General features: G+C 72.8%; 25 protein-coding genes. 13 read left to right on the top strand and 12 right to left on the bottom strand.

Annotation, left to right across the window (positions count from 1 at the left end; genetic code table 11):
* Positions 1 to 64: 64 nt before the first annotated feature.
* The 8 genes from AC1Z4A_RS26415 to AC1Z4A_RS26380 form a co-directional block, all read right to left on the bottom strand.
* Positions 65 to 1453, bottom strand: coding sequence for a nucleobase:cation symporter-2 family protein (locus AC1Z4A_RS26415; protein ID WP_483682363.1), 1389 nt, complete (start codon positions 1451 to 1453; stop codon positions 65 to 67).
* 147 nt (positions 1454 to 1600) lie between these two features.
* Positions 1601 to 3007: an 8-oxoguanine deaminase gene (locus AC1Z4A_RS26410; RefSeq protein ID WP_483682362.1), complete on the bottom strand. Its 1407-nt coding sequence runs from the start codon at positions 3005 to 3007 to the stop codon at positions 1601 to 1603.
* 20 nt (positions 3008 to 3027) lie between these two features.
* Positions 3028 to 3924, bottom strand: a complete 897-nt coding sequence (gene pucL / locus AC1Z4A_RS26405; RefSeq protein WP_483682361.1) for a factor-independent urate hydroxylase — start codon at positions 3922 to 3924, stop codon at positions 3028 to 3030.
* A gap of 3 nt (positions 3925 to 3927) precedes the next feature.
* On the bottom strand, positions 3928 to 4272 hold the full coding sequence (uraH, locus tag AC1Z4A_RS26400; RefSeq protein WP_483682360.1) for a hydroxyisourate hydrolase: 345 nt from the start codon (positions 4270 to 4272) through the stop codon (positions 3928 to 3930).
* Positions 4269 to 4799, bottom strand: coding sequence for a 2-oxo-4-hydroxy-4-carboxy-5-ureidoimidazoline decarboxylase (gene uraD, locus AC1Z4A_RS26395; protein ID WP_483682359.1), 531 nt, complete (start codon positions 4797 to 4799; stop codon positions 4269 to 4271). Before uraD ends, uraH begins: the two co-directional genes overlap by 4 nt.
* 168 nt (positions 4800 to 4967) lie before the next feature.
* Complete coding sequence (locus tag AC1Z4A_RS26390) at positions 4968 to 5666, bottom strand: hypothetical protein (RefSeq protein WP_483682358.1); 699 nt, start codon at positions 5664 to 5666, stop codon at positions 4968 to 4970.
* Positions 5667 to 5759: 93 nt separating this feature from the next.
* Complete coding sequence (locus tag AC1Z4A_RS26385) at positions 5760 to 6113, bottom strand: helix-turn-helix domain-containing protein (RefSeq protein WP_483682357.1); 354 nt, start codon at positions 6111 to 6113, stop codon at positions 5760 to 5762.
* Positions 6110 to 6361 (bottom strand): YkoF family thiamine-binding protein, encoded by a 252-nt coding sequence (locus AC1Z4A_RS26380; RefSeq protein WP_483683732.1) that lies wholly within the window; start codon positions 6359 to 6361, stop codon positions 6110 to 6112. The genes AC1Z4A_RS26385 and AC1Z4A_RS26380 overlap by 4 nt, the downstream gene beginning before the upstream one ends.
* 66 nt (positions 6362 to 6427) lie before the next feature.
* Here AC1Z4A_RS26380 and AC1Z4A_RS26375 point away from each other — a divergent pair, with 66 nt between their 5' ends.
* The 4 genes from AC1Z4A_RS26375 to asnB all read left to right on the top strand — a co-directional run bounded on the left by AC1Z4A_RS26375 (position 6428) and on the right by asnB (position 11853).
* Positions 6428 to 7276, top strand: a complete 849-nt coding sequence (locus AC1Z4A_RS26375; RefSeq protein ID WP_483682356.1) for a thioesterase family protein — start codon at positions 6428 to 6430, stop codon at positions 7274 to 7276.
* A gap of 168 nt (positions 7277 to 7444) precedes the next feature.
* Entirely contained in the window at positions 7445 to 8833 is a 1389-nt protein-coding gene (locus AC1Z4A_RS26370; RefSeq protein ID WP_483682355.1) for a DUF6002 family protein, read from the top strand.
* Entirely contained in the window at positions 8830 to 10011 is a 1182-nt protein-coding gene (locus AC1Z4A_RS26365; RefSeq protein ID WP_483682354.1) for a hypothetical protein, read from the top strand. Before AC1Z4A_RS26370 ends, AC1Z4A_RS26365 begins: the two co-directional genes overlap by 4 nt.
* On the top strand, positions 10012 to 11853 hold the full coding sequence (asnB, locus tag AC1Z4A_RS26360; protein WP_483682353.1) for an asparagine synthase (glutamine-hydrolyzing): 1842 nt from the start codon (positions 10012 to 10014) through the stop codon (positions 11851 to 11853).
* A gap of 128 nt (positions 11854 to 11981) precedes the next feature.
* On the opposite strand, the gene AC1Z4A_RS26355 is transcribed toward asnB, so the two are convergent.
* Positions 11982 to 12620, bottom strand: a complete 639-nt coding sequence (locus AC1Z4A_RS26355) for a LysE family translocator (protein ID WP_483682352.1) — start codon at positions 12618 to 12620, stop codon at positions 11982 to 11984.
* Between the two features lie 106 nt (positions 12621 to 12726).
* Between AC1Z4A_RS26355 and AC1Z4A_RS26350 the strand changes: the two genes are divergently transcribed.
* Positions 12727 to 13185: an Lrp/AsnC family transcriptional regulator gene (locus AC1Z4A_RS26350; protein WP_483682351.1), complete on the top strand. Its 459-nt coding sequence runs from the start codon at positions 12727 to 12729 to the stop codon at positions 13183 to 13185.
* 18 nt (positions 13186 to 13203) lie between these two features.
* On the opposite strand, the gene AC1Z4A_RS26345 is transcribed toward AC1Z4A_RS26350, so the two are convergent.
* Positions 13204 to 14070: a helix-turn-helix transcriptional regulator gene (locus AC1Z4A_RS26345; protein ID WP_483682350.1), complete on the bottom strand. Its 867-nt coding sequence runs from the start codon at positions 14068 to 14070 to the stop codon at positions 13204 to 13206.
* Positions 14071 to 14410: 340 nt separating this feature from the next.
* On the opposite strand from AC1Z4A_RS26345, the gene AC1Z4A_RS26340 reads away from it, so the two are divergent.
* From AC1Z4A_RS26340 to AC1Z4A_RS26310, 7 genes are all read left to right on the top strand, one after another.
* Entirely contained in the window at positions 14411 to 15358 is a 948-nt protein-coding gene (locus AC1Z4A_RS26340; RefSeq protein ID WP_483682349.1) for a LysR family transcriptional regulator, read from the top strand.
* Between the two features lie 81 nt (positions 15359 to 15439).
* Positions 15440 to 16069 carry a nitroreductase family protein gene (locus AC1Z4A_RS26335; protein ID WP_483682348.1) on the top strand — a complete coding sequence of 210 codons (630 nt, stop codon included), beginning with the start codon at positions 15440 to 15442 and terminating at the stop codon, positions 16067 to 16069.
* 26 nt (positions 16070 to 16095) lie between these two features.
* The gene (locus AC1Z4A_RS26330) at positions 16096 to 16908 is read left to right on the top strand and encodes a hypothetical protein (protein WP_483682347.1); all 813 of its coding nucleotides are present in this window, start codon (positions 16096 to 16098) and stop codon (positions 16906 to 16908) included.
* Positions 16909 to 17121: 213 nt separating this feature from the next.
* Complete coding sequence (locus tag AC1Z4A_RS26325) at positions 17122 to 17952, top strand: TIM barrel protein (RefSeq protein WP_483682346.1); 831 nt, start codon at positions 17122 to 17124, stop codon at positions 17950 to 17952.
* Positions 17949 to 18890 carry a 2-hydroxy-3-oxopropionate reductase gene (locus AC1Z4A_RS26320; RefSeq protein WP_483682345.1) on the top strand — a complete coding sequence of 314 codons (942 nt, stop codon included), beginning with the start codon at positions 17949 to 17951 and terminating at the stop codon, positions 18888 to 18890. Before AC1Z4A_RS26325 ends, AC1Z4A_RS26320 begins: the two co-directional genes overlap by 4 nt.
* Before the next feature lie 20 nt (positions 18891 to 18910).
* On the top strand, positions 18911 to 20638 hold the full coding sequence (gene gcl / locus AC1Z4A_RS26315; protein ID WP_483683731.1) for a glyoxylate carboligase: 1728 nt from the start codon (positions 18911 to 18913) through the stop codon (positions 20636 to 20638).
* Between the two features lie 159 nt (positions 20639 to 20797).
* Positions 20798 to 21529, top strand: coding sequence for a hypothetical protein (locus AC1Z4A_RS26310; RefSeq protein ID WP_483682344.1), 732 nt, complete (start codon positions 20798 to 20800; stop codon positions 21527 to 21529).
* A 517-nt stretch (positions 21530 to 22046) separates the two neighbouring features.
* On the opposite strand, the gene AC1Z4A_RS26305 is transcribed toward AC1Z4A_RS26310, so the two are convergent.
* Positions 22047 to 23708, bottom strand: a complete 1662-nt coding sequence (locus tag AC1Z4A_RS26305; protein ID WP_483682343.1) for an AMP-binding protein — start codon at positions 23706 to 23708, stop codon at positions 22047 to 22049.
* A complete protein-coding gene (locus AC1Z4A_RS26300) occupies positions 23705 to 25399 on the bottom strand; it encodes an AMP-binding protein (protein WP_483682342.1) in 1695 nt (564 codons plus the stop codon). The genes AC1Z4A_RS26305 and AC1Z4A_RS26300 overlap by 4 nt, the downstream gene beginning before the upstream one ends.
* A 345-nt stretch (positions 25400 to 25744) precedes the next feature.
* Here AC1Z4A_RS26300 and AC1Z4A_RS26295 point away from each other — a divergent pair, with 345 nt between their 5' ends.
* Complete coding sequence (locus tag AC1Z4A_RS26295) at positions 25745 to 26152, top strand: SAV_915 family protein (RefSeq protein ID WP_483682341.1); 408 nt, start codon at positions 25745 to 25747, stop codon at positions 26150 to 26152.
* Positions 26153 to 26228: the final 76 nt, after the last annotated feature.

Below are 26228 nucleotides of genomic sequence, written 5' to 3'. Positions count from 1 at the left end.
GCACACCTCTCGGCACTGACGGGTGGTTATGTGTGCCGATTGTCGCGTACCGCTGTTTTCGCCCCTAGTCGCCACGCGCGGAGCTGCGGCGTCCCCCGTGGTTGAAGGCGAGGTTGAGCAGCACCGCCGTCAGACAGCCCGCGCTGACGCCCGAGCCCAGGATCGTCCTCAGGGTCTGCGGTATGGCGTCGTCGCCGTAGAAGGTCCCGGAGACCACCGGGATCATGCCGATGCCGAGGGAGGTGGCGGCGATCAGCATGTTGTCGCCCCGGTCGAGGCCGGCCTTCAGCAGGACGCCGATCCCGCTGGCCGCGACCGTCCCGAAGAGCACGATGCCCGCGCCGCCGAGCACCGGCCGCGGCACGAGCGCGATCAGCGAGGCGAAGGCGGGGCTCAGGCCCAGCAGCAGGAACATCACCCCGCACGCGGCCACGACGAAGCGGCTGCGGACGCGCGTGATGGCCACCAGGCCGATGTTCTGCGCGAAGGCGCTGTTGGCGAAGCCGTTGAACAGCGGGCTCAGGGCCGAGCCGAGGGTGTCCGCGCGCAGCCCGGCGGCGATCACCCGCTCGTCCGCCTGCCGCCCGACGATCTCGCCGAGCGCGAGCATGTCGGCGGTGCTCTCGGTCATGCACACCAGCATCACGACGCACATGGAGACGATCGCCGCGGGTTCGAAGAGCGGGTGGCCGAAGTGGAAGGGCACCGGGAAGCCGACGAGGGCGGCGTGCCGGGTGGCGCTGGTGTCCACGGCACCGGCCGGGATCGCGAGGAGGGTCCCGGCGACCAGGCCGAGCAGGATCGCGATCTGCCGCAGGAATCCCCTGAGCAGCCGCCGCAGCACGAGCACGATCGCCAGGGTCGCCCCGGCCAGGCCGAGGTTGGTGAGCGGGGCGGGGCGATCGGGCCGGCCGCCCTGGATCCAGCCGAAGGCGACGGGCAGCAGCGTGAGCCCGATCAGGGTGATGACGGTGCCGCTGACGACGGGCGGGAAGAAGCGGACGAGGCGGCAGAAGTACGGGGCGAGCAGGAAGCCCAGCAGCCCGGCGACCATGACGGCCCCGTAGATGGCGGGCAGGGCGTCGTGGCGGTCGGCCCGGGCGTCCGCGACGGCCAGCATCGGTGCGACGCCCGCGAAGGAGACGCCGTTGACGAAGGGCATGCGCGCGCCGACCTTCCAGAAGCCGACGGTCTGGAGGAGGGTCGCCAGCCCCGCCGTGAACAGGGCGGCTCCGACCAGGAAGGTGATCCCGTCCGGGGACAGCCCCACGGCGGCGCCGACGACGAGGGGCGGGGCGACCACGCCCGCGTAGCTGGCGGCCACGTGCTGGAAGCCGCCTGCGAGCAGCTGTCCGGGCCCGGGCAACTGGTCCACGGGGTGGACTCCGGTGCCGTCCCCGGCCGCCGGTTTCCGGTCGGACGGATCTGCGGGCCCGGGCGGGGCTGCGGTCACGGCGGGTTCCTCCTGGGGTGGGGGCGGAGAAGGACCGGGGTCGAGCGGAGAAGGACCGGGGTGCGGTTCGCTGCCCGCACCCCGGTCCGGCCCGGCCGAGGGCCGTCCCCCTCGGCGGGTCTGTGACGGGCGGGGTCGCGGCCGGGTTCAGTCGCCGGCCGCGATCCGGGCCAGCCGGCGGGCCTCGCGCCGGGCCTCCCGGGCGATGGCGTCCTCGTCGGCCGTGACCAGACGGCCGTCCTCGACCACCACCCTGCCGTTGACGAAGGAGAGGGCGACGGGCGCGGGCGGGCCGAGCACGAGGGCGGCGACCGGGTCGGCGATGGTGGAGTGGCCGAGCCCGTCGAGCTTCCACAGCACCAGGTCGGCGAGCTTGCCCGGCTCGAGCGAGCCGGTCTCCGCCGCCCGGCCGAGGACCTCCGCGCCGCCGCGGGTGCCCAGCCACAGGGCCCGGCGCACGTCCAGGGCCTGCGCGCCGCCCGCGAGCCGGTGCACGAGCAGGGCGTTGCGCAGCTCGGTGCGGAGTTCGCCGGACTCGTTGGAGGCGGTGCCGTCGACGCCCAGGCCGACGGGGACGCCCGCCCGGAGCAGGTCGGGGACGCGGGCGGTGCCCGCGCCGAGCCGGGCGTTGGAGGAGGGGCAGTGCGCCACTCCGGTGCGGGTGCGGGCGAAGGCGGCGATGTCGGAGTCGGTCATGTGGATGCAGTGGGCCATCCACACGTCGTCGCCGAGCCAGCCGGTGGACTCGAAGTAGTCGGTCGGCCCCATGCCGAAGCGCTCCTTGCAGAACCGCTCCTCCTCCGCGGTCTCGGAGCCGTGGGTGTGCAGGCGGACGCCCTTGCGCCGGGCCAGCGCCGCGGCCTCGCGCAGGAGTTCGGTGGTGACGGAGAACGGCGAGCAGGGGGCGACGCCCATGCGCAGCATGGAGTCGAAGGACGGGTCGTGGTGGGCGTCGATGGCCTCCTCGGTGGCGGCGAGGGCGGCCTCGGTGGACTCGACGGCGAAGTCGGGGGGCAGCCCGCCGGCCGACTCGCCGAGGTCCATGGAGCCACGGGTGGGGCTGAAGCGCACGCCCAGTTCGCGGGCGGCGCGGATCTCGGCGCCGAGGAGGTCGCCGGCGCCGCGCGGGAAGACGTAGTGGTGGTCCATGGCCGTGGTGACGCCGCCGCGGACCATCATCGCCAGGGAGCCGCGAGCGGCCGCGTGGACCATGGGTTCGTCGATGCGGGACCAGGTGGGGTAGAGGGCGACGAGCCAGTCGAAGAGGCCGGCGTCCTGGGCCAGGCCGCGGGTGAGCCACTGGTAGAAGTGATGGTGGGTGTTGACGAGGCCGGGGGTCGCCAGATGGCCGGAGCCGTCGACGCGCCGGACGACTCCGGTGAGCCCGGCGGGTGCGCGGCCCGGGCCGACGGACTCGATGCGGTTGCCCGCCAGGACGATGTGGCCCGAGGCGTGCTCGGTGCCGTCGGCGTCGACGGTGGCGACGGCGCAGTTGTCGATGACGATGCGGTCCGGGGTCCCGGGGGCTTCCGGGGTTTCCGGCGGTGCGGCCACGGTGTTTCCTCGCTGTCGGTTCACGGGAGGTTCGTCAGGTCCACCGGGATGGCGGCCTCGGCGCCGTCGCGCAGGACGGTCGCCTCGATGAGTCCGTACGGCCGGTCGGCGGCGAAGTACACCTCGTGGGTGTTCTTCAGGCCGAAGGGCTCCAGGTCGACGAGGAAGTGGTGCTTGTTGGGGAGGGAGAGGCGGATCTCGTCGATGCCGGGGTCCTCCTCTATGACGCGGGCTCCCATCCGGTGGAGGGTCTGCTGGAGGGAGAAGGAGTAGGTCCCGGCGAAGGCGCTCAGCAGTGCGCGGCGCGTCCGGGCGTATCCGGCGTTCCAGTCGGGCCGCTCTCCCCCGTCGTCCCGGGCGTGCCGCCAGCAGGCGTGGACGCTGGTGGCGAGGACGCGGTCGCGGGTCTCGGGGAGGGTGGTGTAGCGGTCCTTGAGGTAGCCGTGGAACTCGGAGTCGGTGGTGTTCATCAGCACCAGGCCCTTGAGCCCCGAGAGGACGCGGGTGCGCTCGCCGTCGTAGGCGATCTGTGCGGTGCGGATCTCCTGGTTGGCGCGGACGAACGAGTGGCCGCCCCCGCCGGGGGACTCGATGCGGTCCCAGGCGTACTCCTCGATGCGTATCCGGGCGGTGGTGATGGGCTCCTGGCCGTCGACGAAGTGCCGGGCGAGCAGGATGCCGAAGTCCTCGGCCGAGGTGATGCCGTGTTCCCTGGCGAAGGCGAAGACGGTGTTCTTGGTGGTGTCGGTGGGCAGGACGTTGGCGTTGGAGCCGGTGAGGTGCACCTCGTCCATGGCGCCGGAGAGGGCGACGGAGACGTTGAGGTCCTTGACGTGGTGGGTGGCGCCGTCGCGGGTGACCCTCAGGACGCGGGTTTCGGCCTTGCCGTACTGGTTCTGGCCGAGAACGGTGGGCATGCGCTAGCTCCCTCGGTATACGGAGTAGCCGAACGGACTGAGCAGCAGCGGTACATGGTGGTGCTCGCCGGGGGCGACGGCGAGGACGATCGTCACTTCCGGGAAGAACGCCTCGTCCCCCAGGTATGGCCCGGTCGCGAAGCGCAGCCGTACGTGCGTGGTGCCCGGCGGCGCTGCCGGGAGGTCCGGGCAGCGCCCGTCCTTGTCGGTGGCCGACGCACCGCGCACCGACCAGTCGCCGTCCGGGCCGCGTGCGGACAGCTCGACGGCAACGCCCGTGGCGGGGCGGCCGGCCGCGGTGTCCAGGACGTGGGTGGAGACCGAGGCGGTGGCGGTCCCGGTGGTCATGGCCGGGCCTCTCCTTCCTGGTCGGAGCGTGCTGCGAGGTGGGCCAGCCGGATGCGGTTGATCCTGCCGAGTTCCCTGCGCACGATCTCGCGTTCGTGTTCCGGCGTGTTGTCGATCCTGTTGCGGGCGGCGTCATACAGCTGTTCGCCGGAGAGTCCGGTGGCGCAGATCAGCAGGACGTGGCCGAACTTCTCCTGGTAGGCCAGGCCGAGTTCGAGCATCCGCTCCCGCAGGGCGGCGGGGGCGTCCGCCATACCGCGCTGCTCGCGGGCGGAGGCCGGGTCTCCGGGCGCGGGCCGGCCGATCGGCGGGTGCCCGGCCATGGCCTCGGCGAGATCGTCCGGGCCGAGGCGGGCCACGGCGGCGTCGCTGGCGGCGAGCAGCGCCTCGGCGTCGGGATACGGGCGCCGGGCGAGGACGGCGTCCGCCCAGGCGGAGCTGGTGCAGATGGCATGGAGGACGGCCCGGGCGTCGTCGCCCGGGGCCGCGTTGAACCGGGAGAGCCCCGGCGTCGAACTCGCAGTCACGGCAACCTCCGTGGCGCTTTCGCGGCGCTCGGATGAGCATGAGCTGCGCATAGCTAACGCCCCGGGGGAACGTGACGTCAACAGTTTGTTGAAAATCCGGGCGTGGGTGTGCCGAAACAACTGTGCCCACCCCGAGCGGAGTTGTCCGGGGCGGGCAGCCGATGCCTGTCAGGAGCTGGTGCGCCGGGCGGACCGGGAGGTGTCGGCGACCTTGGTCTGCTTGCGCCACTCGGGGTACTTGTCGCCGAAGATCTGCTGGGTCTTCCCCTCGCGCATGACGACGACGTAACCGCCCTTGGACATCTGGAAGGGCTTCTTGACGTTGCCGAGCCAGTCGAGCTTCTCGTCCGGGCCGGCCTGGGGATCGAACCAGTGGGGGGTGACGAAGTTGGACACGGTCACCGGCCCGGCGCCGGGCACGTCCACCGGGTAGGAGTCGGACTCGACCTCGTCGCAGACCTCCAGGGCGTAGGACTCGCCGTTGCTGTTGGAGGCCCACAGGTTCACGTGCGGGTCGACCAGCGTCTCGAGCACTTCGTGGCTGAGGACGCTGGAGACGGTGAGGTCTCCGGTGAGCACCTGGCCGCCGTTGTCGAGCACGGGTGCGGCGAAGACCCGGCCGTAGATCAGGTCGCCCTGTTCCTCGGTGTGCCAGCCGAGCGCGTCGGCCTGGTCCGGGTCGTCGAGGACCGCGATGACCCAGGCACCGGGAGGAGCCTCCTGCTCGCTGGCGGCATAGACGACCGGAATGGGCACCTGGCCCCACGCCGGCGCCGCGTGCTGCTGGACCTGGGAGGCGCAGGCGCGGGTCATGGCGCGCACCTCGTCGTCGGTGCAGCGGGTCGACTTGTTCACTACCGTAATCACGATCAACCCTCCTTGGCTTGCGGGGCCCGCATGCTGATTCCATGATGGGCAGGAGGATTGCGCTCCGCATCTTGTCGTCATCGCATCTTGCCGTCATCCTTGCCGGTTCAAGTAGTTGTAGACCGTGAAGCGGCTCACCCCCAGCGCGGCGGCGACCGTCTCCACGCCGTGCCGCAGCGCGAACGCGCCGCGCGCCTCCAGGTTGCGGACGACCGACTGCTTGGCTCTGCGGTCCAGTTGGTCGAGCGGCATGCCGTGGCGGCGCTCGAGGTCGGCGAGAATGTGCTCCAGCGAAGCGGACAGGTGCGGCAGCCGCACAGCGACGACCGGGCGGCCCTCCCAGGAGAGCACGACGTCGTCACCCCCGGCCTTCTCCGCATCGAGCAGCTCCGCACCCAGGGCGGCCACCAGCGGCCCGATGGCCTCGCGGAACGCTTGCCCGCTCACGCGCCACCCGCTTCCACGACGTTGACCTGCAAGGACACCCTCGTGGCACCGGCTGCCAGCGAACTGCGCAGCAGCTCGCCCACCGCCGCCAGCACGGCGTCGGCCCCGCCCTCGGCGGTGTTGCCGAACGGGCCGACGTCCACCGCGTCCAGCCCGGCGGACTGGACGACTTCGCGTGCCACCACCGCGTGCGGCGGGGGCTCGTCGAGGTCGAACGGCTCGGTCGTGAACTCCACTCTCAAACGCACCATGCCCCCACAGTAGGGTGGGCGGCGCGTGATCGACCTGGTGTGCGCGGAGGGGGCAGCGGCGGCATGGACATACAGCAGGGCGGCGGGGACCGAGGGACGCAAGAGGCCGCAGTGCAGGCGTACTTCGAGCGGAGCGGGCCGGACGGCTACGTTCCGACCCGGCACACCCAGGGCCCCTGGGACCCCCGGCACCAGCACGCCGGGCCCCCGGTCGCCCTGCTGGCCCGCTCCGTCGAGCAGTGCCTGGCCGGGAGCGGCGGCGCCCTGGACGTCGCCCGGCTCACCTGCGAGATCCTCAACCCCCTCACCCTCGACCCGGTGGAGGTCCGCGCCCGGGTGGACCGGCCGGGCAGGCGCGTCCGGCTCGTCCGGGCCGAGCTGCACCAGCACGGCAGACCGGTGCTGCTCGCCTCCGCATGGGCGGTGGCGCACGCTCCGGAGGACCTGCCGGTGCGCAGCGCGCCGTCCGTGGTGCCGCACTGCCCGCCGGACCGGCTGCGCGCCGAGGAGCCCACGCTGCGCCCGGAGTGGGACTGCGGCTTCATGGCCTCGGTGGAGTGGCGGTTCGCCAAGGGCGGTATCGCCCAGCGCGGCCCGGCGGCCGTCTGGGTGCGGCCCAGGATCCCGCTGCTCGCGGGGGAACCGCTCTCGCCCCTCCAGCGGGTGGTGCTCACCGCCGACTCGGCGAACGGCGTCAGCGCCGAACTGCCCATAGACCGCTGGCTGTCCATCTCCCCCGAGCTGACCGTGCACATGGTCCGCCCGCCGCGCGGCCCCTGGCTGTGCCTGGACGCCGAGACGAGCGTGGCCCCGGGCGAGACCGGGCTGGCGGTGGCCCAGCTGTGGGACGAGGAGGGGCTGGTGGCGCGGTCCACCCAGGCCCTGCTGCTGGACGGGCACGGCGGCGGGTGACGGAACGGTTCCGCACTGCCCCGGAGCGGAACCGACTGATTGAGATTGACTATTGGACGACCCCGCCGGAGACGACGACAATCGGACGCGCGTTCCCGGCCAGCGTACGTGTCCGGCCGTCGGCGACCGATCCACCATTCCACTCCGGCACGAGAGTTGTGTGGTCCGATGTCCAGCAAGTCCGGCGAGACAACAGTCACGAACGCCCTGCACCAGTACCGAGCAGAGGTCCTCACCGCACTGGCCGCCATGGAGCGGGCGGCCCCGCCCTCCCCCGAGTTCAGCCCCGGCCACGCACTGCCCCCGGAGGGCCCGGAGCTGACCGGCTTCCTGGCCGCCTCCGGCCTCGCCTTCCACGAACTCGGCCGCTACCGGGGCCGGACGCTGCGGCTCCTGGACCTGATGCGCAACCCCCGCACCCGCACCACCAAGACCTTCGCCTCGCTGCTGATCGTGGCGCGCGCCGCCGGGTACATCCGCCGCACGGGCGAGCGCATCATGATCCTCTCGCCGTCCTCCGGCAACAAGGCGGTCGCCCTGCGCGACGCGGTGCTGCGCGCCCACGAGTGCGGCCTGGCGGGCCCCGAGCAGCTCAGCATCCTCACCGTGGTGCCCCGCGCTGCCCGCAGGAAGCTCTGGGGCTCGCGCCTGTCCGACGACGAGTGGCTGCGCGCCCGCAACCCGGTGGCGGTGTACGACGGCGTCGAACGCTCGGACGTCAAGCCGCTGGCCCGGGCCGTGGTCGACGGCCACGCCGCCGAGCTGCGCGAGCAGTACGGGGTCAACCTCTGGTACACCCTGGACATCGGCAACTACAAGGCCGCGGACGTCGTGCGCGCCTGCGCCGAGTACGAGTTCCTGCCGCGCGCCGAGGGCCGGTTGCACGTGCACGCGGTGTCCAGCGCCTTCGGCCTGCTCGGGCACGACCTGGGGGCCCGGCAGCTGGCGGCCGCGCACGGCGAGCCGAGCGCCCGCTACTTCCTCGTCCAGCACCTCGACACCCCGGACATGGTGCTGAGCCTGCACTTCGGCTCCACCTCGCGGGAGCACCTGCCCGCCTACCGCTACGACGAGGCCACGGGCCTCTACCACCAGGACGCCGACCCCAGGTTCCCCGGCACCGCCTACCACCCCTGCGAGAACCTGGACCCCACCTTCTACACCCGCAACCCCACGACCTGCGCCGAGATGGAGGCGATCATCGGCAGCCGGGGCGGCGGCGGGATCGTGGTCTCCCTGCCGGAGTGCATCGACCGCTACCCGGTCCTGCGCGCCATGCTCGCCCCGGCGGGCGTGGACCTGCCCGCCGACCCGCGCGAGCTGCGCGAATGGTCGCTGGTCATGGCCCTCACCGGCATCCTCAACGCGATCGACCGCGGGCTGGTGGACGGGGACGACATCCTCGTCCACGGCTCCGGCAGCTACCAGGAGGCGGACTACACGCCGCTGCCCGCCCACCGGCTGGTGCCGGTGGCGGACGCCGCGGAGCTGGCCGACCTCGCCGTCCGCGCGGCGCAGGGCAAGGCGGCGGCCGGGCACACCGGGCGGGCCGGGTGAACGCCCTGCACCGATTACGGGCCCACGCCGGATTCGCCTGGGACTACACCTCCAGCCCGCCCGCCATGGCCGCCCGCACCGCCCTGGACACCAGGGTGCGCCCCTTCGTCGCGGTCGCCTCGGCCACCGCGGGCGATGCGCCCATCGTCGGCTACGCGGGCGTCGCCCGCGGCGTGGCCCTCATCCACCAGCAGCTGGAATGGCAGCGGGAGGAGCAGTTCCGGCAGCCCGTCACCCACCGCGTGGCGCGCCCGGCCGACCGCGCGGCGCTCCTGGCCGGGCGCTGGCTGCCGCCCGGCGACCTGGTCGCGGTGGCCTGCGCCCGGCGCCAGGCCGAGCGGCTGCCCCGGGCGGCGGCACTGCTCCTCCCGTACCGGCTGCACATGGTCGTGGACCTGGGCGAGGGGGACGGCTCGTGGCGGTCCCGGACGTCCCGCAAGGAGCGCCAGTGGTTCTCGGCCAAGCGCGCCAAGCACGGCTGGCGGCTGGAGACGGCCGGCGACGACGCCTCCTTCCGGTACTTCTACGAGCGGATGCACCTGCCCCTGGTCCGGCAGCGGCACGGCGAGCGGGCCCGCAGCGAGCCCGCGGACCGGGCGCACGCCTGCCTGTTCCGGCACGGGCTGCTGGCCTTCCTCACCGACCCCGACGGCGAACGGCTGGCCGGCGTGCTGTGCCACTGGGACGGGCCGCGGCGCACCCTCACCATGCGGCTGCTCGGCCTGCTCGACGGGAAGCCCGCCCTGCACGCCGCCGGGGCCCAGCGGGCGTGCGTCCACCTCCTGCTGGAGTGGGCGGACCGGCACGGCGTGCGGCACGTCGACTTCGCCGGGACCGAGGCGTGGATCAGCAAGGGCGGCTACCAGTGGAAGCGGAAGTTCAGGCCGCGGGTCACGCCGCCCCCCAACCACACGGCCGGCCTGGCGCTGTGGTGGCACGCCCGCCGGGACACCCCGGCGGTCCGCGATTTCCTCGTGGCCCAGCCGATCCTGGAGGCCGACCCCGGGAATCCGGGCGGGCTGCGGGCCGTCTACTTCCACGACGACGAGCGGCCGCCCCTGCACACCCTGCCCTACCGGTGCGCGAACGTGCTGTCGGCCCGCAGCGTGCACCTCGACGGCTTTCTGCGGGGGGCGGGCAGCGCCCGGCCGCCCGCGCAAGCGGAAGGGAACCGCTGAATGTGCGGCATCGTGGGCAGGCTGGACTTCGCGGGCGACCTGCGGCTGGAGCACGAGCGGGCCGTGCTGGAGGCCATGACGGAGACCATGCGCAACCGCGGCCCCGACGACGGCGGCACCTGGACCGGCCCGCACATCGGGCTCGGCCACCGGCGGCTGGCCGTCATCGACCCCGAGGGCGGCCGGCAGCCGATGACCGCCCGCACCGGTCCGCACCGGCTCCCCGTCGTCCTGGTCTACAGCGGTGAGGTGTACAACTTCACCGAACTGCGGGCGGAGTTGACCGGCCTCGGCCACTCCTTCGCCACCCGCTCGGACACCGAGGTGGTGCTGGCCGCCTACCTCCAGTGGGGAGCGGGCTGCGCCGAGCGGCTCAACGGCATGTTCGCGTTCGCCGTGTGGGACGGGGCGCGCGAGGAGCTGGTACTGGTCCGCGACCGGCTCGGCGTGAAGCCCCTCTACTACGCGCCGCGCCCGCACGGGGTGCTGTTCGCCTCCGAGCCCAAGGGCATCCTGGCCGACCCGGGCTTCACCCCGGCCGTGCCCGAGGAGGCGCTGCCCGTCCTGCTCGCGCCGCGGCTCGCGCTGCCGGGCGAGACCCCGCTGCGCGGGCTGCGGGAGGTCAAGCCCGGGCATGTGGTGCGGGTCGACCGCGCGGGCTGCCACGAGTACCCGTACTGGCGGCTCGTCAGCCACGAGCACCCCGACGACCTGCCGACCACCGTCGCCACGGTGCGCGACCTCCTCGCCGACACCGTCGACCGGCAGCTGACCGCCGACGTGCCCCTCGCCACCCTGCTCTCGGGCGGGCTCGACTCCAGCCTGATCACCGCCCTCGCCGCGCGCCGCACGGCCGGCGACGCCGAGGGGCCGCTGCGCAGCTTCGCGGTCGGGTTCGCCGGGGACGACCGGCACTTCCGGCCCACCGTCCTGCGCCCGGAGCGGGACACCCCCTACGCCGCCCTGGCGGCGGCGCACCTGGGGACGCGGCACACGGAGGTCGTGCTCGACCGGGACGAGGTGGAGCGGGCCCACGCTGCCGTGCTGAGGGCGCGCGACCTGCCGGCCTTCGGCCACTTCGACGCCTCCATGTATCTGATGTTCGCCAGGATGCGCGAGCACTGCACGGTGGCGCTCTCGGGGGAGGCGGCGGACGAGGTCTTCGGCGGCTACCCGTGGTTCCGGGACCCGGCGACCGTGTGGGGCGACACCTTCCCCTGGCTGGGCGGCGCGCCCCGGCTCGCCGGCTGCCTCGCCCCGGACCTGCGCAGGCGGCTGCGGCCGGACGAGGACGAGCGCGACCGGTACGCGACGCTGCGCGCCCGGGTGCCGCGGCCGGCCGGCGAGGGGGGCCTGGAGGCCCGCATGCGCGAGGTGCTCTTCCTCAGCCTCCAGGGCCCGCTCGCCGCGCTCCTGGACCGCAAGGACCGGATGAGCATGGCGCTGGGGCTGGAGGTGCGGGTGCCGTTCTGCGACCACCGGCTGCTGGAGTACGTGTGGAACGTGCCCTGGGCGATGAAGACCGCCGACGGCCGGGAGAAGAGCCTGCTGCGCGCGGCGGCGGACGGCCTGCTGCCGAAGGAGGTGCTCGACCGGCCCAAGAGCGCCTATCCGGCCGTGCACGATCCCGCGCACGAGAGCGCGACGCGCGCGGCGGTGCACGGGCTGCTCACGGATCCCGGATCACCGCTGAGCGGGCTGCTGGACCCGGTGCGGGTGCGGGAGTTCACGGACGGCGCGGGCACGGGCGCCACCATGACGCACGCGGGCCGGGCGCACCAGCTGCTGCCGCTGCTCGAAGTGGACCGGTGGCTGCAGGAGTACGGGCTGAGCGTGGGGTGAGGCAGATGGGGTGAAACACGTGGGGTCCGGCAGGGGACCCTCACGACCGGCGGCCGGGCGGGGCGTCCCTTACCGACGGCCGTGAGGGCCTTCCTTCCACCAGCGGCGACCATGAGGGGGATATGCGGTCACCAGCTGACGACTCCGGACAGCCCGGTCACCCCGGCTATCGCGAGCAGCAGCACTCCGGCGACGCTGTTCAGCCGTTTGGCCATATTCGGACGGGCGGCGAATCGGTCACCCGCACCACCGGTGCCGAACGCGACCGCTCCGTACACCAATCCGCAGAGCAGAATGTGCGTGACACCCATGACGGCCATTTGCACGGTCTCCGGCAGCGCCGCGCCCTCCCGAATGAATTGCGGTAGCAGTGACAAATAGACGAGCAGTCCCTTGGGGTTGAGCAGGCTGGTCAGTGCGCTCTGCCGCAGCACGGTGAGCGCGCTGTGCACGGGGGCCGAGGCGGTGGCGTCGGGGCCGCCGCGTGCCGCCATGAGCAGGCGTACACCGAGATACAGCAGGTAGACCGCGCCGCAGTAGCGCAATACGTCGAGCGTGGCCGGATTCGCCGCGATGAGGGCGGCCAGTCCGGCGACGGCCAGTACGGTGTGGGTCAGGTAGCCGAGCAGCAGCCCGGCCACGGCGATCAGGGCCATTCGCCGCCCCTGTCCCAGACCGCGGGCTATCACATAGAGCCAGTCCGGACCCGGGACGAAGACCAGGGCGAGGTCGACGGCGACGAACGACAGAAATGCCTCGAGCGGCAAGCTGTGTCACCTTTCGTGGAAGCTGCATACAGCCTAGCGAAATCGGTTGCGCACAGGATTGCGTAATTATCTGGAGTACGGCTTGAGTTGAGCATAAACTCCGGGCATGGACCGAATCGACCGCATGATATTGCGCGAGCTCCAGGCCGAGGGCCGGCTGCCCAACGCCGAACTGGCGGACCGCGTGGGGCTCACGCCCTCCCCCTGCCTGCGGCGGGTCCGGCAGCTGGAGGCCGACGGCGTCATCCGGCGCTATACGGCGGTCGTCGACCCGGCGAAGGTGGGGCGGGGCTTCGAGGTGTTCGTCTCCGTCGAGCTGCAGGTGGAGGACCGCGCCACGATCACGGCCTTCGAGGACCGGGTGCGCGACCTGCCCGACGTCGTGGAGGCCTACCGGCTGTTCGGCGGCGAGGACTACCTGCTGCGTATCGCGGTCGCCGACCTCGGCGCCTACGAGCACTGCTACACCAACGAGTTGGCGACCCTGCCCGGCGTCGCCCGGCTGACCTCGCACCTGGCGATGAAGGCGGTCGTCGCGGAGCGCCCGCGGCCCATCGAGCACTAGGGCGTGTCCCCGGGCCCGTCAGAGGCCGAGCCGCATGCCCGACTGGGCGAGCTTGTAGCCGAGCTGGGCGCGGCTGCGGCTGCCGAGCGCCAGGGCCGTCCGCCGCACGTGCGCCGCGACGGTGCGCGGGCTCACGCCCAGCCGCCGGGCGATGACCTGGTCGGTGTGGCCCTCGACCATCATCCGCAGCACGGCGTGCCGGGTCTCGTCCACGGGCCGCCCGCGCGGGCCCTCCGCAGGGTCGGCAACGGGCTGCGCGCCGCGCCAGGCGGTCTCGAAGGCCACCCTCAGGTGCCGGACCATCGCCGGGTAGCGGACCTCCAGGGAGGGTCCGCGCTCCTCGTCGTGGGCGGGCAGGAAGGCGACCGTCCGATCGCAGATGATCACGCGCTCGAGCAGCAGGTCGGCGACGCGGACCTCGGCGCCGGCGGCCAGCGCGTCCCGCGCGTCCCCCCGACCGGCCGCACCGGCACGTGAACTCCCCTGCAGATAGCGGATCCTGACGCCCCGCTGCTGCAGCGACCCGGTGTCGGGCGGCGCCAACTCCGCCCACTCTCCCCGCGGCCTGCGGCCGACGGGCTGGGCGATCAGCAGCTCCTCCCGGCAGGCGCCGACGGCGTCCCGGAGCGCGGATTCCGCGGGGTGCCGCCCCTCGATCGCCGCGATCGTCGCCTCGCTCCGCCGCCCGGCCGGGCGGTGCTCCCCGGCGGCCGGCTCCAGCGCGGACTTGATGGCCTCGATCGCGCCCTTCTGCACGGCGATGGAGTACTCCAGCGGGGCGACCAGGGCGGCCGCGGGGTGGGCCGGGGACGCCCGGCCCACCAGGTCCTCCACGAAACGGGACAGCAGCTCCAGGTTCACGGCGTGCCGGGCGCAGCCGGACACTTCACCGTGCGCACGCTCCCCGCCACATTCATGCGTATTGTCCGGATCCATCGGCGCATCGGCTCCTTTCATGTTCTTGCAGGTGCAGAAACATGAACCCTGGTGGACCCTGCGGCTTCGCCTGGGGAGGATGGGATTCAGCGCTTTTCAGCGTCTTTGCAGTACCTGGTTACGGGGCGTCAGGGGGCTTTATGCAAGGTCGCAGCGACATATTCCAGCACTCTGGGCTCAAGCCCGGTGAGTCGCATTCCGGTCGTGGTCCGGGGCCCGCGGCGCACCGCATCCCGTTCGGCGCCACCGCACCGGCGACGCGTACGGCGACCGGCGGGTGAGCCCGGACGTGCATGAGGACGGGGGAACACAGCAGTCGATCAGCGTATCCAGCACCCGTCTGCGCTATTTCGTCGCCGTCGCGGAGGAGTTGCACTTCGGCCGCGCGGCCGCGCGCGAATACATCGCGCAGCCGACCCTGAGCCAGCAGATCAAGTCCCTGGAGAAGGAGGTGGGTGCCGTGCTCCTGGAGCGCACCAGGAGGTCCGTGGCGCTCACCCCCGCGGGGCACCGTTTCCTGGCCGGCTCCCGGGAGGTCCTGGCCTCCCTCCACCGCACCGTCCGGGAGGCCCGCCAGGTCGCCCGGCACCCGGTCACCGGCATCCGGCTGGGCTACACCTTCGCCGACGAGGCCGGGCTGCTGGCCGCGATCCGGCGGATCGGCGAGATCTCGGGAGGGGTCGAGGTGGCTCCCGTGAATCTCCACTACGAGGAGCACCTGGACTGCGTGGCGGCCGGCCAGGCCGATGCCGTGGTGCTCCACCCGGCGGCCGGCCCGGACTGCGTACGGGGCATGGAACTGCGGCCGCTGGCCCGGGAACCCCGGGTCGCAGCGCTGCCGTGCCGGCACCGGCTGTCCCACCGGAAGGAGATTTCCCTCGGGCAGCTCGACGACGATCCCTTCATCGCACTGGGCAGTTCTCCCGGCAGGGCCTGGGGCAGACCCGGGCCCGCGCCGGGGGAATCCGGGGACGATTCGCGGGAGTCGCCGCCGGGGCACTTCGCCGTGGGCATCCGGGACGCACTGCTGGCCGTGGCCACCGGGAAAGGGGTGACCGTGGTCCCCAGGTCCGCCGCGCGCGGGCTCCAGGACATCGCCGAGGCACTGGACGTGCATTTCGTGGAACTCGGCGGAGCGGAGACGGCCCGTGCCTATCTCGGCTGGCGCAAGGGCCAGCTCGCGGAGGCGACGGCCGCGCTGCTCGTCCGGGGACTGCGCGATGCGTACGCGGACTGATTGTGTTTCCCTATTGGACAGCCGTCCCCGCCGCTGCCAACGTGGAGGAAGTCCCGAAAGCGGCAGGACAGTTGGGGAGCGATGGACGCCCTTACATGTTTGACGACCCGCCGTAGCATTCATCAGGTAACGGGCGCAGGGCCTTCGGAGGACGAATTCCGCATCATGCTGGAAGCGGCCGCCAGGGCTCCGGACCACGGCGGCCTGCAGCCCTGGCGGCTCCTGGTCTTCCGGGGCGACGCACGCCGCCGCCTGGGCGACGTGTTCGCGCAGAGTGCGCTGCTGGACGACCCGGACGCGAGTGCGGCGGCGGTCGGGCGGCTCCGGGAGAAGCCGTTGCGCGCCCCGCTGATCGTGGCGGTGGTGTGCCGGAGCCGGGAGCACCCGAAGGTCCCGGCATGGGAACAGCTGGCGTCCGCGGCCTGTGCCGCCCACAGCATCTCCCTCGCGGCCCATGCCCTCGGGTACGGGGCGGTCTGGCGCACCGGAGGACTCTGCGGCCATGAATTCGTGCGGAAGTCCCTCGGGGTGGAGGACGACGAACAGCTCATCAGCTGGATGTACATAGGCCGCCCCGACCGGCGGCCGGGAGCGGGGCAGAAACGATCCGTCATGGGCCGCGTGACCCATTGGCGGCCCGCAGAGCCGTCAAGCGCCTCCCTCACACCTGGATTCGGCCGGTCCGGCGACCCCGGACCCGGCCACCACTGAATTTCTCGCCGGCATCGGAGGAAAGAGTGAGCACGAGCATCGACCAGCTGGTGACGCGAATCCGCGAACACCGCTGCTACAGCCACCCGGTATTCGACCACTGGACCTCTGGCAACCCCACCGCGGACGTCGTGGGCGCGCTGTTCCACCAGATTCAGAATTTCTGCTCCGTGACCCGGCCCGGCGGCAGGTTCCCGGAGGCCCTCACCTCGTTCGACTTCTCGCGGGAGAGCAAGCTGCTCCAGGAGATCGTGGAGAGCGAGGAGGACCACGGTCCGGAACTCGCCACCATGGCGGGCTACATCCTCAATCGCGCCGCGGGCCGCCAGGTCTTCACCGACCTGCACAACCAGGAGCGGGTCGAGGCGGGCCTCAAGGAATTCTCCGACAAGCTCCTCGGCAGCCTGCCCGGCTACGACCCCAGGACCGGCCTGCTGGTGCAGACGCGCAAGGCGATGGCCGTGTTCGACGGGCGCCAGAAGGCGGACAAGGAGTCCACGCTGCGCAACCTCGGCACCGCGCTCGCCCTGGAGATGATCTCGAACCGCCAGCTGATCCCCGGCGAGAAGCGCGCCCTCGTCGACAGCGGCCTCTACCGGGCCACGATGGACGACCCCGAGATGCACTACCTCCTGGAGCACTGGGGGGAGATCGGGGCCGAGCAGATGCACGAGGAGAACGCGATCGCCGCGGTCGGGTCCGTCCTCACCGAGGAGAACGAGGCCCTGATCACCGAGGGCGTGGACGCCTTCCTCGACAACCTCGCCAACCTGTGGGACATACTCGACTCCGCGCTCCTGGCGTCGGGCCACCAGGCCCCGGCGCTCGCGGGGTCCTGAGCCGGAACCCGCACCCGGGCACGACCCGGCTCACCACCGAGAGGCCGTCACGCGACCGCGTGGCGGCCTCTCCGCATGCGCCGGGCCTTGACAGCACGACGGCGGGGCGGGCAGCCTGCTTTCCGTAAAGCAGAATATTTCTTCCGTCATACGGAAGTCGTGAAGCATGAAGCAATCATGAAGCCGTAAGGGAAGCAGAGGAGGGGCCGCCCCATGAGGCGCTTCGCCGTGAACCTCTCGATGCTCTTCACCGAACTCCCGCTCCTGCAGCGCCCCGCCGCAGCCGCCGGGGTGGGCTTCCGGGCCGTGGAGCTGTGGTGGCCCTGGCCGGGGGACCCGGTGCCGGAGCCGACCGAAGTCGACGCGCTCCGCGGCGCGTTGGAGGACGCCGGAACGCAGCTGGTGGCCCTCAACCTCTACGCCGGGCAGCTGCCGGGCCCGGACCGCGGCGCCCTGTCCCTCCCCGGCGAGGAATCGGAGCGCTTCCGCGCCAACGTGCCCGTGGCCGCCGCCTTCGCCCGCTCGCTGGGCTGCCCGGCCCTCAACGCGCTCTACGGCAACCGCGTACCGGGGACCGACCCCGGCGTCCAGGACGCGCTCGCGCTGGAGAACCTGGCCTTCGCGGCCCGCGCGGCGGACCGGGCCGGCGCCCGGCTGCTGATCGAGGCGCTCAACTCCCGCGAGTCGCCCGGCTATCCGCTCGTCCGGACCGCGGACGCGATGGCGGTCGTGGACGAGGTCAACGGCACCACGGGGCTCGGCAACGCGAGCCTCCTCCTGGACCTGTACCACCTGGCGGTGAACGGCGAGGACCTGTACGAGGCCATCGCCCGCCACGGGGGCGCCACCACGGGCCACGTCCAGATCGCGGACGCACCCGGGCGCGGTGCACCGGGCACGGGCGCCCTGGACCTCCCCGGCCTGCTCGCCCGCCTGGACGAGACGGGCTACGACGGCTGGATCGGCCTCGAGTACCAGCCCGCCGGGGCGAGCGCGGACAGCTTCGGCTGGCTAGGGGGTGTCCGCAGCACGACCCGCGCGTGAACCCGGCACACCGTCACAGAAGCCCGTCCCCACCGGAAGGACATGCAGTGGCACTCCCCCGCGTCGCCTGGATAGGGCTCGGCATCATGGGCTCCCCCATGGCCGAAAACCTCCTCAAGGCCGGCTATCCCGTCACCGGATTCACTCTCGAAGCGCACAAGCTCGACCGGCTCGCCGCCGCGGGCGGCACCGCGGCGCAGTCCGTCGCCGAGGCCGTGCGCGGTGCCGACGTCGTCGTGACCATGCTCCCGGCCGACCCCCAGGTCACGGCGGTCGCCCTCGGCGAGGACGGCATCCTCGCGCACGCACGGCCCGGCACGCTCCTCATCGACATGTCCACGGTCGCCCCGCGCACGTCCAGGGAGCTGGCCGAGGCCGGGGCCCGGCACGGCGTCCGCGTGCTGGACGCCCCCGTCTCCGGCGGCGAGGCCGGGGCGATCGAGGGCTCGCTGTCCGTCATGGCCGGCGGCGACCCGGCCGACTTCGCCGCGGCCCGGCCCCTGCTCGAGGCCCTGGGCACAACCGTGGTGCTGACCGGCCCGCACGGCGCCGGACAGACCGTCAAGGCGGCGAACCAGCTGATCGTGGCCGTGACGCTGCAGGCGTGCGCGGAGGCCGTGGTCTTCCTGGAGAAGTCCGGCGTGGACCCGGCCGGTGCCCTCGACGTCCTGGGCGGCGGCCTCGCCGGCTCGGCCGTACTCGCCCGCAAGAAGCACAACTTCCTCACCCGCGACTTCACCCCCGGCTTCCGGATCGACCTCCACCACAAGGACCTGGGCATCGTCACCGACGCCGCCCGCGCGGTAGGCGCCGCCGTCCCGGTGGGCGGCCTGGTCGCCGGGCTGGTGGCCGCGCTGCGGGCGCAGGGCGACGGCGGGCTGGACCACTCCGCGCTGCTGCGCGGGGTGGAGCGGCTGTCGGGCGGTGCGGTCCGGTGACGGCCGTCAGGATGCCCGCGATGCAGGCGGTCGTGCACATCCTCAAGGACGAGGGCGTCGACATCGCCTTCGGCTGCCCCGGCGCCGCCATCCTGCCCCTCTATCAGGCGATGGAAGCGGACGGCGGCATCGAGCACCTCATCGTGCGGCACGAGGAGGGCGCGACCCACATGGCGGACGGCTGGGCCCGTACCAACGGCCGGGTCGGCGTCGCCCTCGCGACGTCCGGGCCCGGCGCCACCAACCTCGTCACGGGCCTGTACACCGCCTTCGCCGACTCCGTGCCGATGCTGTGCGTCTCGGGCCAGGCCGTCTCCACCAAGCTGCACCAGGAGGCGTTCCAGGCGGTCGACATCGTGGAGATCGTCCGGCCGGTGACCAAGTGGGCGGTGCAGATCAGGGAGGCGGCGCAGATCCCCTGGGTCTTCCGCGAGGCGTTCCGCGTGGCGCGCGAGGGCCGCCCGGGGCCGGTGCTGATCGACATCCCCGTCGACCTCGCCCGGCGCGAGATCCGCTACGACGCCGGGACGGACGCCCGGCTGCCGGTGCGGACGGCCGAGCCGCACCCGCCGCGCGTGGCGGCCGCCCTGGACCTGCTGCTGGCGGCCGAGCGGCCGCTGGTCCTCGCGGGCGGCGGGGTCGTGCTGGCCGGTGCGGCGGACGAACTCCGCGCGCTGGTGGAGCACCTGGGGGTGCCGTTCCAGGTCACGCTCATGGGCAAGGGCGTCGTCGAGGACGACCACGGGCTGAACATGGGCACCACGGGCATCCAGACCTCGCAGCGGTACGCCAACGCCTCTTTCCTGGAGGCGGACTTCGTGCTCGCCGTGGGCGCCCGGTTCGGCGACCGGCACACGGGCGCGGACACCGCCGTCTACCAGGGCGGCCGGACCTTCGTCCAGGTGGACGTCGAGCCCACCCAGCTCGGCAAGGTCATCGAGCCCGACCTGGGGATCGTCTCGGACGCGAAGTCCTTCCTCGCGGCGCTGCTGGAGGCGGCGCGGGCGCGCGGGGCGGTGCCGCGCAGGGACTCCTGGGCCGCCTGGGCCGAGCGCTGCCGGGAGCTGAAGCGCACCCTGACCCGGCGCGAGGACTTCGACACGGTGCCGGTGAAGGCACCCAGGGTCTACAAGGAGATCAACGAGACGTTCGGCGAGGACGCGTACTTCGTCACCGCCATCGGCCTCTACCAGATCTGGGGCGGCCAGCATCAGAAGGCCCACCGGCCCCGCCACTACCAGGTGTGCGGCCAGGCGGGCCCGCTGGGCTGGGAGGTGCCGGCGGCGATCGGCGTGAAGAAGGCGCTTCAGGGCATGGGCCGGGGCGATGCCGAGGTCGTCGGCATCGTCGGCGACTACGGTTTCCAGTACACGGCCGGGGAGCTGGCCGTCGCCGCGCAGTACGACGTGCCGTTCGTGCTGATCATGCTCAACAACGAGTACCTGGGCCTGATCCGGCAGGCCTCGCTGGGCTACGGCATGAACTACCAGGTGGACATCCACTACGACGAGACCGGTACGGACAACGTCGCCCTGATGAGGGCCTACGGCTGCGCGGGGCGGCGCGTGCTGGACCCGGCCGGGATCCGGCCCGCGCTCGAGTGGGCCCGCGAGGAGGCGGTGTCGACCTCCCGGCCGGTGCTCGTCGAGATCATGATCGAGCGCGAGGCCAACACGCCGCACGGCACGGACATCGACGCCGTCGAGGAGTTCGAGCCGCTGCCGCCGTCCTGTCGTGACCTGACCTGACCTCCGGGCGGCGGCCCCGCTTTCCCGTACCGTCGCGCCCGCGGGGCCGCCGCCCGGAACCTCCCCCGCCGCGCCTTCGCGATTCCCTGCACGGCCGGCTCCGCATCGGGGACGATGGGGTACCCCACAACCCCTACGGAACCCCTCGCTGGAGCCAAGATGGCCAAGAGCGTGCCGGTGCACTGCCCCACCTGCCACCGGGAGCACTCCTTCACCCCGCCCACCTTCCCCTGCGCCTGCGGCGCACCGCTGACCGTGCCCGTACTGCCGGACGCGGCCCCCGAGTTACTCGGCCACCGGACCTGGCGGGACTCCTGGGTCGCCGTGCGCTGCCCGGCCTGCGACCGCCAGGGCCAGTGGCCGCGGCCCGAGTTCGGCTGCTCCTGCGGGGCGGTGGTCCGGCTGCCGGTCCCTCCGGTGTGCGAGGCCGAGCCCGGCCTGCAGCCCGCCTGCGAGGGCGGCAACGGCCCGTCCCCGCGGCGCGGCGGGGCTCTCGCCCGCCCGCCGTTCCGCCCGGTGACCATCCGCACCGAGCGGGACGCGGTCATGGCCGCCGAGCGCTATCTGCGCTGGCTCGGCTTCACCGACGTGCGCCGCTCGGGCAGCTGCCCGGCCCCGGCCGCGTCCGGCGTGGACCTGCGGGCCACCGGCCTGGTCGCCCGGGTGGACCCGACCACCCTGCCCACGACGCTGCGCGACATCGAGTGCCTGTGGCTGCACGGCATGCTCGACTCGGCGACGGGCACCTGCTTCTCGCTGGCGGGGTACGCCCGCGATGCGCGCTGCCGCGCGGACGACCTGCGGCTGCCGCTGTTCGTGATGGACCTGACGGGCATGCCGCAGGCGCTCAACGACTGCGCGGACGAGCTGGTGCGGCGCGGCGCGGTGTGAGTGGGCGCGAACCTCAATTCTTGCTCTGAACTGAGCGGCCGGTGTGGCGATGTGACGGTCCGTCGGATGAAACTGATACCGGGCCCGCGCTGCACGGGGGAACGCGGGCCGCGACGGGGGATGTGCCATTCACGGGGGTACGGGGGGCAAGGGGCGGGGCTGGGGGTTCCTTTCCCCCACCCCCGCCCCTTCCCGGCTGTATCGATGTGCGGCTCCGCCGCGTGGGGGGCTGCGCCCCAGACCCCGGACCGCGCTGCGCGCGCCGCGCGGCGGAGCCGCACATCGGGCGGAGCCTCAAACGCCGGACGAGCTGGAAAATCCAGCCCGTCCGGGGGCACCTCCTGGGGGCACCCCCAGCGGTAGCTGGGGGAGGTAGCTGGGGGAGTTTGAGGACCGGGGGCTCGGGGGCAGCCCCCGAGCCCTGCCCCCGCGCGAAGCGCGAGGGGCACGGGGGGGGGGGGCAGGGGGGCGCAGCCCCCGTCCTCAACCCCCGGGGGTCCGGGGGCAGAGCCCCCGGTTACGGGAAGGGGCGGGGCTGGGGAGAAGAAACCACCAGCTCAGCCCCCTCCTCCCGCAGCTCAACCTTCCGCACCTTCCCACTCACCGTCATGGGAAACCCCTCCATCACCCGCACATACCGAGGAACCTTGTAGCGCGCCAACCGCCCCCGGCAGTACGCCGCCACCTCCTCCCGCGTCAGCGATCCCGCAGGGTTCCGCAGCACCACACACGCCATGACCTCCTCGCCGTACTTCTCGTCCGGCACCCCGACGACCTGCACGTCCGCGATCCCGGGGTGCGTGTGCAGGAACTCCTCGATCTCGCGCGGGTAGATGTTCTCCCCGCCCCTGATGATCACGTCCTTGATACGGCCGACGATCCGCACGTACCCGTCCTCGTCCATCACCGCGAGGTCCCCGGTGTGCATCCACCCGTCGGCGTCCACGGCCTCGGCGGTCCGTTCGGGGTCGTTCCAGTAGCCGAGCATCACGGAGTAGCCGCGGGTGCACAGCTCGCCCGGCTCGCCGCGGTCCAGCGTGGCGCCGCCGTCCGGGTCGGCGATCTTCACTTCGAGGTGGGGCAGCACCCGGCCGACCGTGCCGGTGCGGCGGTCGAGGTCGTCGTCGCGCCGGGTCTGGGTGGAGACCGGGGAGGTCTCCGTCATCCCGTAGCAGATGGCCACTTCGGCCATGTGCATCTCGGTGACGACCCGCTTCATCACCTCGGCGGGGCACGGCGAGCCCGCCATGATGCCGGTGCGCAGCGAAGAGAGGTCGTAGGTGGCGAAGTCGGGCAGGCCCAGTTCGGCGATGAACATGGTGGGGACGCCGTACAGCGAGGTGCAGTGCTCGCGCTCGACGGCGTGCAGGGTGGCCGTGGCGTCGAAGGAAGGCGCCGGGATCACGACGCATGCGCCGTGGGTGAGAGCGGCGAGATTGCCCATGACCATGCCGAAGCAGTGGTAGAAGGGCACGGGCAGGGCGACCCGGTCGGCCTCGGTGTAGCCGAGGGCCTCCCCGACGGACCGGCCGTTGTTGAGGATGTTGCGGTGGGAGAGCGTGGCGCCCTTCGCAAAGCCCGTGGTCCCGGAGGTGTATTGGATGTTGATGGGGTCGTCGCAGGTCAGCCGGGACTCGCTCGCGGCGAGCAGCGCGGGGTCGGTGCCCTCGCCGAGCCGGAGGAGATCGTCCCAGCCCGCATCGCCGATGTGGACAACCTCGTGCAGCCCGGGGCAGTCGGGGCGCACCTGCCCGGCCATGGCCCGGTAGTCACTCGTGCGGTACTCGCACGAGGCGATCAGCATCTGGGCACCGGACTCCTGCAGTACGTAGGCCAGTTCGTGCGCACGGTAGGCGGGATTGACGTTGACCATGATCGCGCCGATGCGGGCGGTCGCGTACTGAACCATGACCCACTCGGGGCAGTTGACGGCCCAGAGGGCCACCCGGTCCCCCGCGGCCACTCCCTTGGCGAGCAGCCCCAGCGCGACCCGCTCCACCGCACACGCAAACTCGGCGTAGGTCCAGCGGCGCCCGCCCTGGACGTCCACGAGCGCGTCGCGGTCGCCGAAGCGCCCGACCGTCCGGGCCAGGGTGGCGCCGATGGTGTCGTCGAGCAGCGGGGTGGCGGTGGGGCCCGCTTCGTAGGCGGGGACACCGAGCGAAGGACAGTCGCTCAACGGTGGTCCTCTTCCCGGTACTCGGTGCCGCCGCCCTGCACGGTGCGCTCGCGCAGCTCGACGCGGCGGATCTTGCCCGACACGGTCTTGGGCAGCTCGGCGAACTCCAGCCGCCGGATGCGCTTGTAGGGGGCGAGCACGGCCCGCGAGTGGGCGAAGAGGGCCTTGGCGGTCACCGGTCCGGGCTCCCAGCCCTCGGCGAGGACGACGTACGCCTTGGGCACGCACAGCCGCAGGGGGTCGGGGGCGGGGACGACGGCGGCCTCGACGACCGCCTCGTGCTCGAGCAGGGCGCTCTCCAGCTCGAAGGGCGAGATCTTGTAGTCACTCGACTTGAAGACATCGTCCCCTCGACCGACATAAAACACGTATCCGTCTTCGTCCCGTCGGCCGATGTCGCCCGTGCGGTAGTAGCCGCCCGCCATGATCTCCGCCGTGCGCTCGGCGTCCCCCGCGTAGCCGGTCATCAGGCCGACGGGGCGCTCGCTCAGATCCAGGGCGATCTCGCCCTCGTCGGCGGGCTCGCCGGTGTGCGGGTCGAGGAGGACGACGCGGAAGCCGGGGCTGGGACGTCCCATGGAACCGGCCTTGAGCGGCTGGCCGGGCGGGTTGGTGATCTGGACGGACGTCTCGGTCTGGCCGAAGCCGTCCCGGACGGTGAGCCCCCAGGCCCGCCGGACGGCCTCGACGACCTCCGGGTTGAGCGGCTCGCCGGCCGCGACGGCCTCCCGGGGCGGGCGGCGCAGCGCGGTGAGGTCGGCCTGGATGAGCATGCGCCAGACGGTCGGCGGGGCGCAGAAGCTGGTGACGCCGCAGCGGTCCATCTCTGCCATGAGCCGGGCGGCGTCGAAGCGCGTGTAGTTGTGGACGAAGACCGTGGCCTCGGCGTTCCAGGGCGCGAAGAGGTTGGACCAGGCGTGCTTGGCCCAGCCGGGCGAGGAGATGTTGAGGTGCACGTCGCCGGGGCGCAGGCCGATCCAGTACATGGTCGTCAAGTGCCCGATCGGATATGAGACATGGGTGTGCTCGACGAGCTTGGGGCGGGCGGTGGTGCCGGAGGTGAAGTAGAGCAGGAGGGGGTCGTCGGCGCGGGTGGGGCCGTCGGGGGTGAAGTTCTCGTCGGCCGCGGCGGAGTCCTCGTAGGCGAGCCAGCCCGGTCCGGCCGTGCCGCCCACCGCGATCCTGGTGTAGTCGCCGGGGACGTCGGCGAACTTGCCGGTGTCCGCGGCGCGGGTCACCACGTGGCGGGCCCGTCCGCGCTCGATGCGGTCGGCGAGGTCGGCGGGGCCGAGCAGCGGGGTGGCGGGGATGACGACGGCGCGCAGCTTCATCGCCGCGAGGGCCGTCTCCCACAGCTCGGCCTGGTTGCCGAGCATCACGACGATGCGGTCCCCGGCCCGTACGCCCCGGTCCCGCAGCCAGTTGGCGACCCGGGCGGAGCTGCGGCGCAGCGCGTCGAAGGACAGCCGGGTCTCGCTGCCGTCCTCCTCCACGATCCACAGGGCGGTGCGGTCGTTCCCCTCCGCAATCGCGTCGAACCAGTCGATCGCCCAGTTGAATTCGGCGGGCCGGGGCCAGACGAACCCCTCGCACGCCGCCGCGTAGTCCTCGCGGTGGGCGAGCAGGAAGTCCCGCGCCGCCCGGAACTCGCCCGCCGGGCCGGCCGTACCGGTCGCGCTGGTTGCCGTCACTTGTCCTCCAGGTTGCCTGGGAGCGGCACCGACCCGCTGGTCAGCGTCCTGCGACGTTGATCCTGGAGCCGGGGGCCGGGCCGGTCAAGGGCCCCTGTGTGCCTAGGGGGTGTCCGGGGTCCTCCCGGAGTGCCGTAAACGCCCCGTCAACGCGCCGTCAAGGGACAGCCGGATGGGGTCAACGTGCTGTCAAGGAGGCGCTCGGCGGGGCGTGGGCCGGGCATAGCGTGACCGACACACCAGCTCGGCTTCGTCAGCTTCTTCCCGATCCCTCCCGGCCCCTCCCGAGGGCCCGGGGGCCTCCCCACCCGTCTCCACGGAATCCCACCGAGGATCGTCATGCATGTGAGCCGTACTCCCGCCGAAGCGGCGGCCGTAGCAGCCGTCACCAGCCCCGCCGCCGATCGCGCGGACCGCACGGGCGGCCTGCGGGCCGACGACGGCGAACCTTCCCATCCCGGCCCGGCAGGCGCGCTGTACGTGCCCGTGCGGACCTGCCCGAGCGGCTTCGCGCTGCGTCTCTTCCACACCCCGCTGGGCACGCGCACGGCCGTCGCCTTCACCACCGGGCGGCGGCTCGCGGACTGTCTGGGCACGGACGTCCCCTCGGTCCGCCTCGCCCTGTCCGCGGTCCGTGCGCTGGCGGCTCCGCTGGGCGTCACCGAGGTCTCGGTGGACCCGCAGCTGACGGCGCCTCCGGTGCGGCCGGGCCCGGAGGACCCGACGGAGCTGCTGCGGAGCCTGCCGGGCTGAGCGATCCGCCCCACGGGCTGCCGGGGGCGTGTCCCACGCCCCCGGCGGCCGGTCTTCCCACCCGAGCGCCCGAGCA

The organism is Streptomyces sp. 17_S59 (assembly GCF_056930295.1).
The sequence above is the reverse complement of the archived record's forward strand: the minus strand, read 5'-3'. Positions and strand labels throughout refer to the sequence as shown.

What these genes read in the sequence shown, in the direction of transcription:
- uraH (WP_483682360.1), bottom strand. Translation starts at nt 4,272, where the DNA reads ATGACCACCGGGACCGCCACCGCCTCGGTCTCCACCCACGTCCTGGAC.
- AC1Z4A_RS26325 (WP_483682346.1), top strand. Translation starts at nt 17,122, where the DNA reads ATGAGGCGCTTCGCCGTGAACCTCTCGATGCTCTTCACCGAACTCCCG.
- AC1Z4A_RS26375 (WP_483682356.1), top strand. Translation starts at nt 6,428, where the DNA reads ATGGACATACAGCAGGGCGGCGGGGACCGAGGGACGCAAGAGGCCGCA.
- AC1Z4A_RS26310 (WP_483682344.1), top strand. Translation starts at nt 20,798, where the DNA reads ATGGCCAAGAGCGTGCCGGTGCACTGCCCCACCTGCCACCGGGAGCAC.
- AC1Z4A_RS26335 (WP_483682348.1), top strand. Translation starts at nt 15,440, where the DNA reads ATGGACGCCCTTACATGTTTGACGACCCGCCGTAGCATTCATCAGGTA.
- asnB (WP_483682353.1), top strand. Translation starts at nt 10,012, where the DNA reads ATGTGCGGCATCGTGGGCAGGCTGGACTTCGCGGGCGACCTGCGGCTG.
- AC1Z4A_RS26370 (WP_483682355.1), top strand. Translation starts at nt 7,445, where the DNA reads ATGTCCAGCAAGTCCGGCGAGACAACAGTCACGAACGCCCTGCACCAG.
- gcl (WP_483683731.1), top strand. Translation starts at nt 18,911, where the DNA reads ATGCAGGCGGTCGTGCACATCCTCAAGGACGAGGGCGTCGACATCGCC.
- AC1Z4A_RS26350 (WP_483682351.1), top strand. Translation starts at nt 12,727, where the DNA reads ATGGACCGAATCGACCGCATGATATTGCGCGAGCTCCAGGCCGAGGGC.
- pucL (WP_483682361.1), bottom strand. Translation starts at nt 3,924, where the DNA reads ATGCCCACCGTTCTCGGCCAGAACCAGTACGGCAAGGCCGAAACCCGC.